The sequence below is a fragment of the Stenotrophomonas sp. AGC87 genome (genome assembly GCF_057333975.1).
This window is the reverse complement of the sequence record NZ_JBHFHW010000029.1, coordinates 337,135-352,008: the sequence shown is the minus strand read 5'-3', so window position 1 is coordinate 352,008 and position 14,874 is coordinate 337,135. Positions and strand designations below refer to the sequence as shown.

At 68.0% G+C, this 14,874-nt stretch carries 15 protein-coding genes; 14 read left to right on the top strand and 1 reads right to left on the bottom strand.

The features are described from left to right. The first annotated feature begins 37 nt into the window (after positions 1-37). Positions 38-805, top strand: coding sequence for an exodeoxyribonuclease III (xth, locus tag ACE026_RS11590; RefSeq protein WP_088432299.1), 768 nt, complete (start codon positions 38-40; stop codon positions 803-805). Positions 806-868: 63 nt separating this feature from the next. Here the strand turns inward: xth and ACE026_RS11585 are convergent, their stop codons facing one another. Continuing rightward, entirely contained in the window at positions 869-1,120 is a 252-nt protein-coding gene (locus tag ACE026_RS11585; protein WP_123729793.1) for a GlsB/YeaQ/YmgE family stress response membrane protein, read from the bottom strand. 90 nt (positions 1,121-1,210) lie between these two features. On the opposite strand from ACE026_RS11585, the gene ACE026_RS11580 reads away from it, so the two are divergent. The 13 genes from ACE026_RS11580 to ACE026_RS11520 all read left to right on the top strand — a co-directional run bounded on the left by ACE026_RS11580 (position 1,211) and on the right by ACE026_RS11520 (position 14,848). Then, on the top strand, positions 1,211-1,810 hold the full coding sequence (locus ACE026_RS11580) for a 4'-phosphopantetheinyl transferase family protein (RefSeq protein ID WP_486039111.1): 600 nt from the start codon (positions 1,211-1,213) through the stop codon (positions 1,808-1,810). Positions 1,811-1,858: 48 nt separating this feature from the next. Next, positions 1,859-2,497 carry a 16S rRNA (guanine(527)-N(7))-methyltransferase RsmG gene (gene rsmG / locus ACE026_RS11575; protein ID WP_313211912.1) on the top strand — a complete coding sequence of 213 codons (639 nt, stop codon included), beginning with the start codon at positions 1,859-1,861 and terminating at the stop codon, positions 2,495-2,497. Between the two features lie 201 nt (positions 2,498-2,698). Further along, on the top strand, positions 2,699-3,496 hold the full coding sequence (locus ACE026_RS11570) for a ParA family protein (protein WP_019185613.1): 798 nt from the start codon (positions 2,699-2,701) through the stop codon (positions 3,494-3,496). Next, complete coding sequence (locus ACE026_RS11565; RefSeq protein WP_121040956.1) at positions 3,496-4,419, top strand: ParB/RepB/Spo0J family partition protein; 924 nt, start codon at positions 3,496-3,498, stop codon at positions 4,417-4,419. The genes ACE026_RS11570 and ACE026_RS11565 overlap by 1 nt, the downstream gene beginning before the upstream one ends. A gap of 35 nt (positions 4,420-4,454) precedes the next feature. Next, positions 4,455-4,763 (top strand): helix-hairpin-helix domain-containing protein, encoded by a 309-nt coding sequence (locus tag ACE026_RS11560; protein WP_486039110.1) that lies wholly within the window; start codon positions 4,455-4,457, stop codon positions 4,761-4,763. Positions 4,764-4,849: 86 nt separating this feature from the next. Continuing rightward, positions 4,850-5,815: an SDR family NAD(P)-dependent oxidoreductase gene (locus tag ACE026_RS11555; protein WP_486039109.1), complete on the top strand. Its 966-nt coding sequence runs from the start codon at positions 4,850-4,852 to the stop codon at positions 5,813-5,815. Positions 5,816-5,902: 87 nt separating this feature from the next. Beyond that, complete coding sequence (locus tag ACE026_RS11550; protein WP_486039108.1) at positions 5,903-6,625, top strand: glycosyltransferase family 2 protein; 723 nt, start codon at positions 5,903-5,905, stop codon at positions 6,623-6,625. Continuing rightward, positions 6,625-6,966: a lipid-A-disaccharide synthase N-terminal domain-containing protein gene (locus ACE026_RS11545; protein ID WP_346473034.1), complete on the top strand. Its 342-nt coding sequence runs from the start codon at positions 6,625-6,627 to the stop codon at positions 6,964-6,966. The genes ACE026_RS11550 and ACE026_RS11545 overlap by 1 nt, the downstream gene beginning before the upstream one ends. A gap of 84 nt (positions 6,967-7,050) precedes the next feature. Next, on the top strand, positions 7,051-8,838 hold the full coding sequence (locus tag ACE026_RS11540; RefSeq protein WP_486039107.1) for a DUF885 domain-containing protein: 1,788 nt from the start codon (positions 7,051-7,053) through the stop codon (positions 8,836-8,838). A 99-nt stretch (positions 8,839-8,937) separates the two neighbouring features. Continuing rightward, positions 8,938-9,318 (top strand): DUF2946 family protein, encoded by a 381-nt coding sequence (locus tag ACE026_RS11535; protein WP_486039106.1) that lies wholly within the window; start codon positions 8,938-8,940, stop codon positions 9,316-9,318. Between the two features lie 54 nt (positions 9,319-9,372). Further along, a complete protein-coding gene (locus tag ACE026_RS11530; RefSeq protein ID WP_486039105.1) occupies positions 9,373-10,653 on the top strand; it encodes a TolC family protein in 1,281 nt (426 codons plus the stop codon). Further along, positions 10,650-11,639, top strand: coding sequence for an efflux RND transporter periplasmic adaptor subunit (locus ACE026_RS11525; protein WP_486039104.1), 990 nt, complete (start codon positions 10,650-10,652; stop codon positions 11,637-11,639). The genes ACE026_RS11530 and ACE026_RS11525 overlap by 4 nt, the downstream gene beginning before the upstream one ends. Before the next feature lie 35 nt (positions 11,640-11,674). After that, positions 11,675-14,848 carry an efflux RND transporter permease subunit gene (locus ACE026_RS11520; protein ID WP_486039103.1) on the top strand — a complete coding sequence of 1,058 codons (3,174 nt, stop codon included), beginning with the start codon at positions 11,675-11,677 and terminating at the stop codon, positions 14,846-14,848. Positions 14,849-14,874: the final 26 nt, after the last annotated feature.

The following is a 14,874-nucleotide window of genomic DNA, read 5'->3' as shown; positions in this document are numbered from 1 at the left end:
CCGACCAAGGGGGGGGGGCTACCGGTAGAATGCCCGCATGAAAATCGCCTCCTGGAACGTCAACTCGCTCAACGTGCGCCTGCCGCACCTGGAACAATGGCTCACGGCGTTCGCGCCGGATGTGGTCGGCATCCAGGAAACCAAGATGGAGGACCACAAGTTCCCCGACGCGGTGCTGGCCGGGCTGGGCTACCGCAGCGTGTTTGCCGGGCAGAAGACCTACAACGGCGTCGCGCTGCTCTCGCGCGAGCCGGCGCAGGACGTGCAGATCGGCATCCCCGGCTTCGAGGATGAACAGAAGCGTGCCATCGCCGGTACCGTCAACGGCGTGCGCATCATCAACCTGTACGTGGTCAACGGCCAGGACGTGGGCACCGACAAGTACGCCTACAAGCTGCGCTGGCTCGAGGCCGTGCATGCCTGGGTCGAGGCCGAGCTGGCCCGGTACCCGGAGCTGGTGGTGATGGGTGACTTCAACATCGCGCCCGATGCCCGCGACGTGCACGACCCGCTGGTCTGGAACGAGAACCACATCCTGACCTCCACCGCCGAGCGCGGCGCCCTGAACAAGCTGCTGCAGCTGGGCCTGCACGATGCCTTCCGCCTGCACAGCGAGGAAGAGGGCGTGTTCAGCTGGTGGGACTACCGGGCGGCCGGCTTCCGTCGCAACCTCGGCCTGCGCATCGACCTGACCCTCGTCTCCGACGCGCTCAAGGCGCGCGCGCTGGCCTCGGGCATCGACCGTGAGCCGCGTACTTGGGAGCGCCCCAGCGACCATGCCCCGGCCTGGGTGCAGTTGGGCTGAGCCCACATACAACAAGGCCCGGCAGTGCCGGGCCTTGTTGATCAAACGGGGTACGTGCGTTTGTTACCGCACGTTTCTGCGCGTAAACAGATTCACGATCGCGAGCAGGATCACTGCGCCGATCAACGAGAACAGGAACGTGCGGATGGTGATCGCTTCATTGATGCCACCGCCGAACAGCCAACCGGCCAGCAATGCGCCGACGATGCCGACCACGATGTTGAGGATGATGCCTTGCTGCGCGTCCCGCTTCATGATGATGCTGGCAAGCCAGCCCACGATGCCGCCGACGATCAACCAGATGATGATGCCCATAACGTTGACTCCCTCTGTGCGGTTGCAACCCCTGCAGTGGACGGCACACCCTGTGAAATCGTCGTGCAGCCGCGATGGCGGAGCCGTGGCATGACCCTGCCGGCGACGTTGGACGGCCCTTGGCGCTTCGGCCCGGTCACCGTCTGGCGCCTGCCGCACGTGCCCGGCACCCGTGGCGAGCCGCAGGCGCGGGTGTTGCTGGCCGAACAGCTGGGTGGCAGCCCCGAGAGACTGCCGCTGCAGCGCGACCCGCGCGGCCGGCCAGAGCTGCATGGCCCGTTGGCGCATATCGGCACCGGCTGGAGCCACAGCCACGGGCAGCTGCTGGTCGCCCTCGGTGAAGGCGTCCGCCTCGGCGTGGACCTGGAGCCGCTGCGCCCGCGCCCACGGATGCTGGAAATCGTGCAGCGCTTCTTCCACCCGGCCGAGATCGCCTGGCTGGAATCGCTGGACGAGAACGCCCGCAACCATTGGTTCTTCCGCGTGTGGTGCGCCAAGGAAGCGCTGTTGAAGGCACAGGGGCAGGGCATCTCCTTCGGTCTGCACCGGCTGCAGCTCGCGCCGGGCGTCGATGGTGGCCTGCACCTGGCCTGGTGCGATCCGGAACTGGGGCCGGCCGAGCGCTGGCACCTGCACGAGTGGCAGGCGGCCGATGATTTCCGCGCGGCGCTGGCCTGGCATGCGATGTGAGATGGGGCCGACCAACGGTCGGCACTACCGACCTGCGATAATGGTGCCATGACAGAACACACCCTCCCCGCTGGCGTGGCCGACGCGCTTGAGCGCGGCTTGGCCGCCATGCAGCTGGATGCCGCGCTGGCACCGCCGCTGCTGACCTACCTGACCCTGCTCGACCGCTGGAATCGCACCTACAACCTGACCGCCATCCGCGACCCGCTGGAGATGGTCACCCGCCATCTGCTCGATTCGCTGGCGATGCAGCCGTACCTGGAGACCGGCACCCTGGCCGATCTGGGTACCGGCCCCGGGCTGCCGGGCATCCCGCTGGCGATCGCGCGCCCGCAGCTGCAGGTGACCCTGGTCGAGAGCAACGGCAAGAAGGCCCGCTTCATGCGCGAGGCTGTGCGCCAGCTGGGCCTGGGCAATGCCCGCGTGGCCGAGTCGCGCGCCGAGGCGCTGGCCGAACCGGCCGCCTACGACCATTTGACCGCCCGCGCGATGGATACCCTGGCCGGGATCATCCGGGTTGGCGGGCATCTGCTGCGCCCGGGCGGCCGCCTGCTGGCCATGAAAGGCGTGTACCCGCACGACGAGATCGCGCAGCTGCCGGCCGGCTGGGCGGTGGAGAAGGTGGTGCCGCTGAGCGTCCCCGGATTGACCGGCGAGCGCCATCTGGTGGTGGTTACCGGCCCGTGAGCCGGTGACCTCGGCGAGCGCAGCGCCCGCCCCAGCAGCGTTCCGGTCCGCTCCTGCGGTGGCCTCAGGTGGCGCCGTCGGCGTGCCCGTGGGCGTCGCTGCGGCATTGCGGCGCGTGCCTGCCGCGCATCTCACAGTGCATGACACGCCCCATATACGCATAATGACCAGTCCCACTCCCTGCCGATGAGGCTCACCCGCATGGCCCGCATCATCGCCATCGCCAACCAGAAAGGTGGCGTCGGCAAGACCACGACCGCCGTCAATCTGGCCGCCTCCCTGGCTGCTGCACCCAAGCGCGTGCTTCTTGTCGACCTCGATTCCCAAGGCAATGCGACCATGGGCAGCGGCGTGGACAAGCGCGAAGTCGCCGCCTCCACCTGTGATCTGCTGCTGGGCGAAAGCACCGCGGCCGAGGTCCGGGTCAAGACCCCGGAAGGTTTCGACCTGCTCCCGGGCAACATCGACCTGACCGCCGCCGAGATCCAGCTGATGGACCAGAGCGAGCGCGAGCAGCGCCTCAAGCGCGCGCTGGCCCCGATCCGCGACGAATACGACTACATCCTGATCGATTGCCCGCCGGCGCTGTCGCTGCTGACGCTCAACGCGCTGGCCGCCGCCGATTCGGTGATCGTGCCGATGCAGTGCGAGTACTACGCGCTGGAAGGCCTGAGCGCGCTGGTGGAAACCATCGAAGCGCTGCGCGCCAACCTCAATCCCGCGCTGGAGATCGAGGGTGTGCTGCGGACCATGTTCGATGTGCGCAACAACCTGGCCAATGCCGTGTCGGCCGAGCTGACCGAGCACTTCGGCGAGCAGGTGTTCCGCACCATCGTGCCGCGCAACGTGCGCCTGGCCGAGGCGCCCAGCCATGGCCAGAGCATCGTCGGGTACGACCGTGCCTCGCGCGGTGGCGTTGCCTATCTCGGCCTGGCCGGCGAGATCATCCGTCGCAACAACCAACGCAAGAAGGCCGACAAGGCCATGGAGACCGCCTGATGAGCACCAAGCCTGCCCTCGGCAAGAAACGCGGCCTCGGCCGTGGCCTCGACGCGCTGTTGGGGCCCAAGGGGGCGGTGACACAGGTGCAGGCGGCGGCCGTGGTCGAACCCCTGCCGGGTGAACGCCTGCGCAAGCTGCCGGTCGGTCATCTGCAGCCGGGCAAGTACCAGCCACGCCGCGACATGGACGAGACCAAGCTTGCCGAGCTGGCCGAGTCGATCAAGGCGCAGGGCGTGATCCAGCCGATCCTGGTCCGTCAGCTTGGCGCGGACAGCTTCGAGATCGTGGCCGGCGAACGCCGCTGGCGTGCCTCGCAGCTGGCCGGTCTGGATGAAGTGCCGGTGGTGGTGCGCGAACTGGAAGACCGCACCGTCATCGCGATGGCGCTGATCGAGAACATCCAGCGCGAAGACCTCAACCCGCTCGAAGAAGCCGAAGCCCTGCAGCGGCTGATCAGCGAATTCGCTCTGACCCACGCCGAGGCCGCCCAGGCCGTCGGCCGCTCGCGTGCGGCGGTGTCCAACCTGCTGCGCCTGCTGGAGCTGCCGATCGCCATCCGCCTGCTGCTGGAAACCCGGCGGCTGGAAATGGGCCATGCCCGCGCGCTGCTCACCCTGGCGCCGGAACTGGCCAGCAAGCTGGCCCAGGAAGCGGCTGACCAGGGCTGGTCGGTGCGCGAAGTGGAACACCGCGCGCAGCAGTTCGCTGCTGGCAAAGTGCCCGGCGCGCTGCGCAAGAAGCCCACCGCCGCCGCGCCGCAGGCCGATATCGCTTCGCTGGAAACCGAGTTGTCCGAGTCGCTGGGTGCCCGCGTGGCGATTGCCCACGGCCGTGGCGGCAAGGGCAAGCTGATCATCCATTACACCGACCTGGACACGCTGGATGGCGTGCTCGACCGACTTCGCGCACAGAAGGGCTGAGTCCCCCGCAGGCGTCAGAGGATTTCCCCCAACCAATGAACCCCACCAAGGTCGACCGCAACCATCTGTTGCGTCTGACCGACCTGCCGAATGTCGGGCCGGCCTGTGAGAAAGATCTCCGTCTGATCGGCATCCGCGTGCCAGCGCATCTGCGCGGTCGCGATGCCTACGACATGTACGCGCAGCTGTGTCTGCGCACCGGGGTGATGCACGACCCCTGTGTGATCGATGTATTTCTGTCGGTGCTGCGCTTCATGCAGGGCGAGGCGCCGCGGCCGTGGTGGGATTTCAGCAAGGAACGCAAGGCCCCCCTGGCCAAGGAAGCGCCGCTCAGCCTCTGGTGAGGCGGGCCACCGGGACGCGCGGATCGCCACGCGTGCGTCCCGGCAACGCACTGCATTGATACGTGGCTGCATGACGGACAGACCCCATGACGATTCTCGTGACCGGCGCGGCTGGTTTCATCGGCGCCAACACCTGCAAGGCCCTGCTTGAGCGCGGTGAGCGCGTCGTCGGCCTGGATAACTACAACGACTACTACGATCCGCAGCTCAAGCGCGATCGCGTGGCCGCGCTGTGTCCGCAGGCCGACATCCGCGTGCTCGACCTGACCGACCGCGAGGGCCTGGCCGCGCTGTTCGATGAGATTCAGCCGACCCGAGTGATCCACCTGGCCGCACAGGCCGGCGTGCGTTACTCCCTGGAGAACCCGCATGCCTACGTCGACAGCAACCTGACCGGCTTCGTCAACATGCTGGAGCTGTGCCGTCATCGCGGTGTGGCCCATCTGGTGTACGCCTCCAGCAGTTCGGTATACGGCGATTCGGCGACCCCGCCGTTCTCCGAAGACCAGCGCATCGACAAGCCGCGCTCGCTGTACGCCGCGACCAAGGCCGCCAACGAGCTGATGGCCTACACCTATGCCCAGCTGTACGGGCTGCACGCCACCGGCTTGCGCTTCTTCACCGTGTACGGCCCGTGGGGCCGCCCGGACATGGCACCGCTGCTGTTCTCGCGCGCGGTGCTGGCCGGCCGCCCGATCGATGTCTTCAACGACGGAAAAATGCAGCGCGACTTCACACATGTCTCCGACATCGTGGAAGGTATCCTCGGCGCGCTGGCGCATCCGTCCAGCGAGGTCGTGCCGCATCGCGTCTTCAACCTCGGCAACCACACGCCGATCGAGCTCGAGCACTTCATCGGGGTCATCGAGGCGGCCGCCGGCCGCCCGGCGCAGAAGGTCTACAAGCCGATGCAGCCCGGCGACATGGTCCGCACCATGGCCGATACCACCCGCGCGCATGACGCTTTCGGCTACGCGCCGGCCATGCCGATCGAGCGCGGTCTGCCGCCGGTGGTGGCCTGGTGCCGCGATTATTTCGGCGATCACGCCTGACACACACGCCTCGATTCATCTTCGGATAACCTCGGGTGCGGAAAATGCGCGCTCTTTTTCGATCCTGGCCATTCGCAGAGCCCGACCATGAGCCAACCCCAGTTGTCGGTCGTCGTCCCGGTCTTCAATGAACGCGACAACGTCACGCCCCTGATCAACGAGATCACCACCGCACTGCGTGGGCAGATCGATTTCGAAATCGTCTACATCGACGACCACTCGCGCGACGACACCCTGGCGGTGCTGCAGGCCCTGAAGGCCACCGCGCCTGAGCTGCGGGTGCTGCACCACGTGACCCAGAGCGGGCAGAGCACCGCGGTACGCAACGGCGTCAAGCACGCGCGCGCGCCGTGGATCGCCACCCTGGATGGTGATGGCCAGAACGACCCGGCCGACATCCCCAAGCTGCTCGCGGCACGGGCCGCAGCCGCCACCGAGGTCAAGCTGTTCGCCGGCTGGCGCGTCAATCGCCAGGATTCGGGCAGCAAGCGCTGGGCCAGCAAGTGGGCCAATGCGATCCGCGCGCGCATGCTGCGCGACGATACCCCCGATACTGGCTGCGGCATCAAGCTGTTCGAGCGCGCTGCGTTCCTGGAGTTGCCGTACTTCGACCACATGCACCGCTACCTGCCGGCGCTGATGCAGCGGGCCGGCTGGAAGACGACCAGCGTGCCGGTCAATCACCGCCACCGCACCGCGGGCGTGTCCAAGTACAACAATCTCGGCCGTGCCCTGGTCGGCATCCGCGACCTGCGCGGGGTGGCCTGGCTGATCACGCGCAGCAAGCGCACCGCCGTGGAAGAACGCTGATGGAACTGCATTGGCTCGATCAGCCGCTCACCTGGTTGTACTGGACCGGCCTGCATGTGACCGGCTGGAAGCTGATCGGCTATACCGGCGCGCTGATGTTCGGCGGCCGCTGGCTGGTCCAGTTCATCGCCTCGCGCCGCGCCGGCAAGCCGGTGATCCCGCGCCTGTTCTGGTACATGAGCGTGGTCGGCAGCCTGATGACGCTGAGCTACTTCCTGTTCTCGGCCAAGCAGGACTCGGTGGGCGTGCTGCAGAACCTGTTCCCGGCCTTCACCGCCTTGTACAGCCTGAAGCTGGATATCGCGCACCGCGGGTGGAAGCGGGACAAGGCGACGCATTAGGGTCGCGCAGGACTTTTGATCCATGCACCGCCCGGCGGCTTGGTGCCATGATCGGGGTTTGCCGTCCCTCGGGAACCCTTGACCGTGAAATCACCGCTCGTTGCTGCGCTGCTGCTCGCCCTGGCCCTTCCCGCCGGCGCTGCCCTGGCTGCTCCTCCGGCTGCCCCGGCTGCCGCCCCGGCCCGCCTGGCCACTGAAAGCCCTGCCGACGGGCAGTTCCGCGCGATCTACGAGAAGGAATGGGCCTGGCGCGAAGCCGGCGGCGGTGAGGCCAGCGAAGACGGTGACGGCCCGGCCAACGCCACCCGCATGCCCGATGTCGGTGCCGCTGCGCAGCAGGGCCGGTTGAAGGTCTGGGACGACGTCCTGGCCCAGCTGGACAAGGTCGACACCAAGGCGCTTTCGGCCGAGAACCGCATCAACTACGCGATCTACCGCGACCAGGTGTTCAACCTGGCTGCCGAGGTGCGCCTGCGCGCCTACGAAATGCCGTTCAACGCGGATTCCTCGTTCTGGTCGAACCTGTCCTTCATGGCCCGGCGCGAGATGAAGACCGCGCAGGACTACCGCAACTACATCGCACGCCTGAACGATGTGCCGCGCTACTTCGATCAGCAGACCGAGAACATGCGCGCCGGCCTCAAGCGCGGTTTCAGCGTGCCGCGTGCGGTGCTCGATGGCCGCGAGGTCTCGATCGCCACCGTGTCCGAGCTGAAGGACCCGACCCAGTCGCCGCTGTACGCACCGTTCAAAAAGCTGCCGGCCAGCATCCCGGCTGCCGAGCAGGCACAGCTGCAGGAACAGGCCCGCCAGGCGATCGGCGGCAGCGTGGTGCCGGCGTTCGGCACGTTGCGCACCTTCTTCGTCAGCGAGTACGTGCCGCAGGCGCGCACCACCCTGGCCGCCGAGGCGATGCCGGGCGGCAAGGCGTACTACAAGCAGCAGATCCACGAATACACCACGCTGGACCTGACCCCGCAGCAGATCCACGAGATCGGCCTGAAGGAAGTCGCGCGTATCCAGGCCGAGATGAACGGCATCATCAAGCAGGTCGAGTTCAAGGGCAGCTTCGCCGAGTTCCTGACCTTCCTGCGCACCGATCCGCAGTTCTACGCCAAGACCCCGGACGAGCTGCTGCACCGTGCGGCCTGGATCTCCAAGCGCGTGGATGGTGTGATCGGCAAGTACATGACGCTGCCGCGTGCGCGCTTCACCATCGTGCCGGTGCCGCCGGACATCGCCCCGTTCTGGACCGCCGGCCGTGGTGGCATGGGCACCTACTGGCTCAACACCTACAACCTGCCGGCGCGGCCGCTGTACAACCTTCCCGCGCTGACCCTGCATGAGTCCGATCCGGGCCATGCCCTGCAGGGCGCGCTGGCGGCAGAGCAGGGCGAGCAGCCCGCGTTCCGCCGCAACAACTACATCTCCGCCTATGGCGAAGGGTGGGGCCTGTACTGCGAGAAGCTCGGCGTGGAGATGGGCATCTACGAAACCCCGTACGAGGATTTCGGCCGCCTCACCTACGAAATGTGGCGCGCCGCGCGCCTGGTGATCGATACCGGCGTGCACCACAAGGGCTGGAGCCGCGAGCAGGCGCTGTCCTACCTGCGCGACCACACCGCGCTGAGCGAGCATGAAGTGACCACCGAAGTGGACCGCTACATCTCCTGGCCGGGCCAGGCGCTGAGCTACAAGCTCGGCGAGATCGCGATCGTGCGCCTGCGCGCGCAGGCCGAGCAGGAGCTGGGCGACCGTTTCGACGTCAAGGCCTTCCACGACGCCGTGCTCAGCCAGGGCTCGGTGCCGCTGCCGGTGCTGGAGGAACAGATCCAGGCCTTCATCGCCCAGCGCAAGGCCGCCGCCAGCTGAGGTGCGCGGGGCCGGCCATCGCGCCGGCCCCGGCCAACGTGAACCAAGCGGCCGGGCTGCGATTGTGTAACGGCTTCACGCCCGGCTACCCTGCGGGCCATGTTCCGTCGTGCCCGCCCGCGTCCGTCCCTGCTGCTCCGCCTGCTGATGCTGGTGGTGGTCGGTGTGGGCGTGTTCGGCAGTTCGCTGGCCTCGGCCCTGGCCGACATCCACCTGAGCGTGCATGCGGACAGCAGCGACGTGCATGGCAGCCTGGATGACGCCGCCGCCGATGTATCGGGCGACGACGACGGCAACGACGACTGGCTGCATGCCCTGGTGCATTGCGGTCACTGCCATGGCCACGGCGGCGTGCTGCCGATGGCCGCGATGGCCTGGAGCCTGCCGGCAGCCCCCAGCCATGGCGTGCCTGCCGGGTTGATCGCGCAACTGCGCACCCAACCGCCCGAGAACCTGCTGCGTCCTCCGATAGCGATCTGATGCCCTGCGGCCGCGTGCCGCCGTTTGCCATCTGTTCGCTTTCTGGAGACTCCCATGTGGATGCGTCTGGCAGCTTTGGCTGCCATTGCGTTCGTGCCGTGCGTGTACGCACAGGGCACGACACCTGCTGCACCTTTGACCCTCGACGACGCCATCGCGCGCGTCGCCCAGTACCACCCCGACCTGCGCCTGGCGCAGGCCCAGCGCCCCGTGTGGGAAGCCCGCCGTGACGCGGCCGGCCTGTCGCCCCCTTTGACCGTGGGCGTGGAGCTGGAGAATGCACTCGGCAGCGGTGACGCCCGTGGCTTCGATGCCGCCGAAGTCACCGTCACCCTGGCCGGCGTGCTGGAACGCGGCGGCAAGCTGGATGCCCGCCGCGCCGTGGCCCAGGCCAACCTGGACAGCCTGGCCCCGCAGCGCGAAACCGCGCGTCTGGATCTGATGGCCGAGGTCGCCCGCCGCTATCTGGCCGTGACCGACGCGCGCCAGCAGCTGCGCATCGCCGAGACCGATATCGAGCAGCGCAGGCGCGCCGTCGCCGCCGCGCGGCTGCGCCTGCAGGCCGGTGCCTCGCCCGAGTCGGTGCTGCTGACCGCGCAGGCGATGCAGGCTCAGGCCGAGCTGGACCGCGATCGCGCCCGGCAGATGGATCAGTCCGCGCGTGCGGCGCTGTCAGCACTGTGGCGCCAGCGCGAGCCCGGTTTCGACGTGGTCACCGGCGACCCGATGCAGCTGCCCGCGCTGCAGGACTTCGCCGTGCTCGCCGAAGAACTGCAGCGCACCCCGGAACTGGCGGTGCTGGCCGGTGAGCGCCGCATCCGCGAAGCGCAGGTGCAGCTGGCCCGCACCCAGGCACGGCCCGATGTCAGCTGGCAGGTGGGCGTGCGCAATGCGCGCGATACCCGCGACACCTCCCTGGTCGCCGGTTTCAGCCTGCCGCTGGGCAGTGTGCGCCGTGCCGACCCGGAGATCCGTGCCGCCGAGGCCGAACTGGCGCTCAACAGTGTGGAGCGCGACGCGCGCGCGCTGCAGCTGTACGCCACGCTCGCTGAAGCGCATGGCCGCTACCTGACCTCGCGTCTGGAAGTCACCCGCATGGCGCGCGACATGCTGCCGCAGCTGCAGCGTGCCGAGAACGCCGCCGAGAAGGCATGGCGTGCCGGCGCGATCAGTTACATGGAATGGGCCCAGCTGCAGGCGATGCGGATCGACGCACGCCAGCGCCAGCTCGAAGCGGCCATCGCCGCACAGACCGCCCTGATCGAAATCCAGCGCCTGACCGGCCAGAGCATGGTCGCCGCTACCGACACCGTGTCCACGGAGGACCGCCGATGACGCTTTCCCTGACCCGTACCGCGCTGGCCGCCAGCCTGTTGATCGCGCTGATGGCGCTCACCGGCTGCGGCGGCGCTGAGCCCGCTGCGGCGCCCGCCAAACCGGCCGGCACGGATGCCGGCCATGGCGAGGCCGGGCATGACGATGATCATGACGATCACGATGCCCCGGAACGCACCACCATCACCGCGGCCATGGCCGAACAGGCGGGCATCCGCGTGGCACCGGTCGTGGCCGGCACCATCGCCGACGAGCACGACGTGCAGGGCCTGCTGACCCCGGTCGATGGCCGCGTCGCCCAGGTGATGGCGCGCTTCCCCGGCCCGATCCGTTCGCTGCGCGCCAATGTCGGCGACCGCGTGCGTGCTGGTCAGGTGCTGGCCAGCATCGAGAGCAATCTGAGCCTGACCACCTACACCGTGACGGCACCAATCGGTGGCGTGGTGCTCGCGCGCCAGGCGCAGGTCGGTGGGGTGGCGGGCGAGGGCACGCCGTTGTTCGAGATCGGTGATCTGTCCACGTTGTGGGTGGACCTGCATATCTTCGGCAATGACACCCAGCACATCACCGCCGGCGTGCCGGTCACCGTGTCGCGCATGACCGACGGCGTCAGCCAGGCCACCACGCTGGAACGCGTGCTGCCCGGCACCGCGACCGCCAGCCAGAGCACGGTCGCCCGCGCCACGCTGCGCAACGACGACGGCCAATGGCGGCCCGGTGCCGCGGTCAAGGCGCGCATCGTGGTGGCCACCACGCCGGCTGCGCAGGTGGTGCCGCTGAGCGCACTGCAGACGATGGACGGCAGGGACGTGGTGTTCGTGCGCGAAGGCGATACCTATACCGCGCGTGCGGTGACCCTGGGTGCGCGCGATGCGGGCAAGGTGGAAGTACTCAGTGGCCTGACCGTCGGCGAAGACGTCGTGGTCGAGCAGAGCTACGTGGTCAAGGCCGACATCGGCAAGGCAGGGGCATCGCATGAACATTGACCTCTCGCCACGCCCCGCATCCGGAGGGCGCCCCCATGCTTGAGCGCATCATCCGCGCCGCCATCGCCCATCGCTGGTTGATGATGGCCCTGACGTTGGTGTTGATCGTCATCGGCAGCTGGAGTTTTACCCGGCTGCCGATCGACGCCACGCCGGACATCACCAATGTCCAGGTGCAGATCAATACCGCCGCCCCCGGCTACTCGCCGCTGGAGACCGAACAGCGCATCACCTATCCGGTGGAAACGGTGATGGCCGGCCTGCCGGCGATGGAGCAGGCACGCTCGCTGTCGCGCTACGGGCTCTCGCAGGTGACCGTGGTCTTCAAGGACGGCACCGACATCTACTTCGCGCGCCAGCAGGTCGCCGAACGCCTGCAGCAGGTCAAATCGCAGATTCCCGACGGCCTGGATCCGCAGCTGGGACCGATCTCGACCGGCCTCGGCGAGATCTTCATGTACACCATCGACGCCGATCCCAACGCGCGCAAGGCCGATGGCACGGCGTACACCGCCACCGACCTGCGCACCCTGCAGGACTGGGTGATCCGGCCGCAGCTGCGCAACGTGCCCGGCGTGACCGAGGTCAACACCATCGGTGGCTTCCAGCGCCAGGTGCACATCACCCCGGATCCGGCACGCCTGCGCGCGCTGGGCTTTACCTTGGAGGACGTGGCGCAGGCGGTGGAGGCCAACAACCAGAACGTCGGCGCCGGCTACATCGAACGCAACGGCCAGCAGTTCCTGGTCCGCATTCCCGGCCAGGTCGCCAACCTGGAGGAGATCGGCAACATCGTGCTGGCCCGCCGTGAAGGCGTGCCGATCCACGTGCACGACGTCGCCCAGGTGCAGGACGGACCGGAGCTGCGCAGTGGTGCGGCCACCCAGAACGGCCATGAAGTGGTGATGGGCACGGTGGTGATGCTGATCGGCGCCAACAGCCGCGATGTGGCCCAGGCTGCGGCGGCGCGTCTGCAGCAGGCGCAGGCCAGTCTGCCGGAGGGCGTCACCGTCACCGCCAGCTACGACCGCACCGCGCTGGTCGACCGCACCATCGCAACGGTCGCCAAGAACCTGATCGAAGGCGCCTTGCTGGTGATCGTGGTGCTGTTCCTGCTGCTCGGCAACTTCCGCGCGGCGTTGATCACCGCGGCGGTGATTCCGCTGGCGATGCTGTTCACGCTGACCGGCATGGCCCGTGGCGGCGTCTCGGCCAACCTGATGAGTCTGGGTGCGCTGGATTTCGGCCTGATCGTCGACGGGGCGGTGATCATCATCGAGAACTGCCTGCGCCGCTTCGGCGAACGCCAGCACGCACTCGGCCGCGACATGACCCGCGATGAACGCTTCGCCGAAACCGCCAGCGCCACCGCCGAGGTGATCCGCCCGAGCCTGTTCGGGCTGGGCATCATCACCGCGGTGTACCTGCCGATCTTCGCGCTCACCGGCGTGGAAGGAAAAATGTTCCACCCGATGGCGATCACCGTGGTGCTGGCCTTGACCGGTGCGATGGTGCTGGCACTGACCTTCGTACCCGCCGCGATCGCGCTGTTCCTCGGTGGCCGTGTGCAGGAGAAGGAAAACCGCCTGATGGCCTGGGTGCGCCGGCGCTACGAGCCGATGCTGGCCTTCGCGCTGCGTCGCGGCCGCTGGATGGTAGGGGGTGCGCTGGTGCTGGTGATCGGCTGCGGCCTGCTGGCCACGCGGCTGGGCAGCGAGTTCGTGCCGAACCTGGACGAAGGCGATGTCGCCATGCACGCCATGCGCATCCCCGGGACCAGCCTGACCCAGTCGATCGAGATGCAGAAGCAGATCGAGAACCGGCTGGTGCAGTTCGCCGAGGTGGACAAGGTGTTCTCCAAGATCGGCACGCCGGAGGTCGCCTCCGATCCGATGCCGCCATCGGTCGCTGATACCTTCATCATGATGAAACCGCGCAAGGCCTGGCCGGATCCACGCAAATCGCGTGCGGCACTGCTGGCCGAGCTGGAGGAAGCGGTCGAGCAGCTGCCCGGCAACAACTACGAGTTCACCCAGCCGATCCAGATGCGCACCAACGAACTGATCTCCGGCGTGCGTGCCGACGTGGCGGTGATGCTGTTCGGCGATGACCTGGAGACGCTGCTGTCGGTCGGCAAGCGCATCGCGGCGGTAGCCGGCACGGTGCCGGGCGCGGCGGATGTGCGGGTGGAGGAGACCAGCGGCCTGCCGTTGCTGACCGTCACCCCCAACCGCACTGCATTGGCCGGGTATGGCTTGAATCCCGGCCAGGTGCAGTCGACTGTGGCCACCGCGGTGGGTGGGCAGGTGGCAGGGCAATTGTTCGAGGGTGACCGCCGCTTCGACATCGTGGTGCGCCTGCCCGAGGCGCTGCGCCAGGACCCGGCTGCGCTGGCGGACCTGCCGGTGTCGCTGGAGACGGCGCTGGCTGATGACGCGGATGAGTCCAGCCGCACCGGCAGCTGGACCAGCGGCAGTGCACGCACCGTGCCGCTGCGTGAGCTGGCGACGCTGAGCAACAGCGAAGGACCGAACCAGATCAACCGCGAAAACGGCAAGCGCCGGATCGTGGTCACCGCCAACGTGCGTGACCGCGACCTCGGCGGGTTCGTCGGCGATCTGCAGCAGGCGATCGGGCGCGATGTTCAGGTGCCCAACGGCTACTGGATCGAGTACGGCGGCAGCTTCGAGCAGCTGATCTCGGCCAGTCAGCGGCTGTCGATCGTGGTGCCAGTGACGCTGGCGATCATCTTCGCACTGCTGTTCTGGGCCTTCGGCTCGGTCAAGGATGCAGCCATCGTGTTCAGTGGCGTGCCGCTGGCGCTCACCGGCGGCGTGCTCGCGCTGGCCCTGCGCGGCATTCCGTTGTCGATCTCGGCCGGCGTGGGCTTCATCGCGCTGTCCGGTGTGGCGGTGCTCAACGGCCTGGTGATGATCAGCTTCGTGCGCAGCCTGCGCGAGCACGGCATGCCGTTGCCGCAGGCGGTGCGCGACGGTGCCCTGGGCCGTCTGCGCCCGGTGCTGATGACCGCGCTGGTGGCCTCGCTCGGCTTCGTGCCGATGGCCTTCAACGTCGGCGCCGGCTCTGAGGTGCAGCGTCCGCTGGCGACCGTGGTGATCGGCGGTATCGTCTCGTCTACGCTGCTGACGTTGTTGGTGTTGCCGGTGCTGTATCGGTGGCTGCATCGGAACGGGCCTGACGCGGTATGAAGGACGGGTGCGCACGTGATGTCACG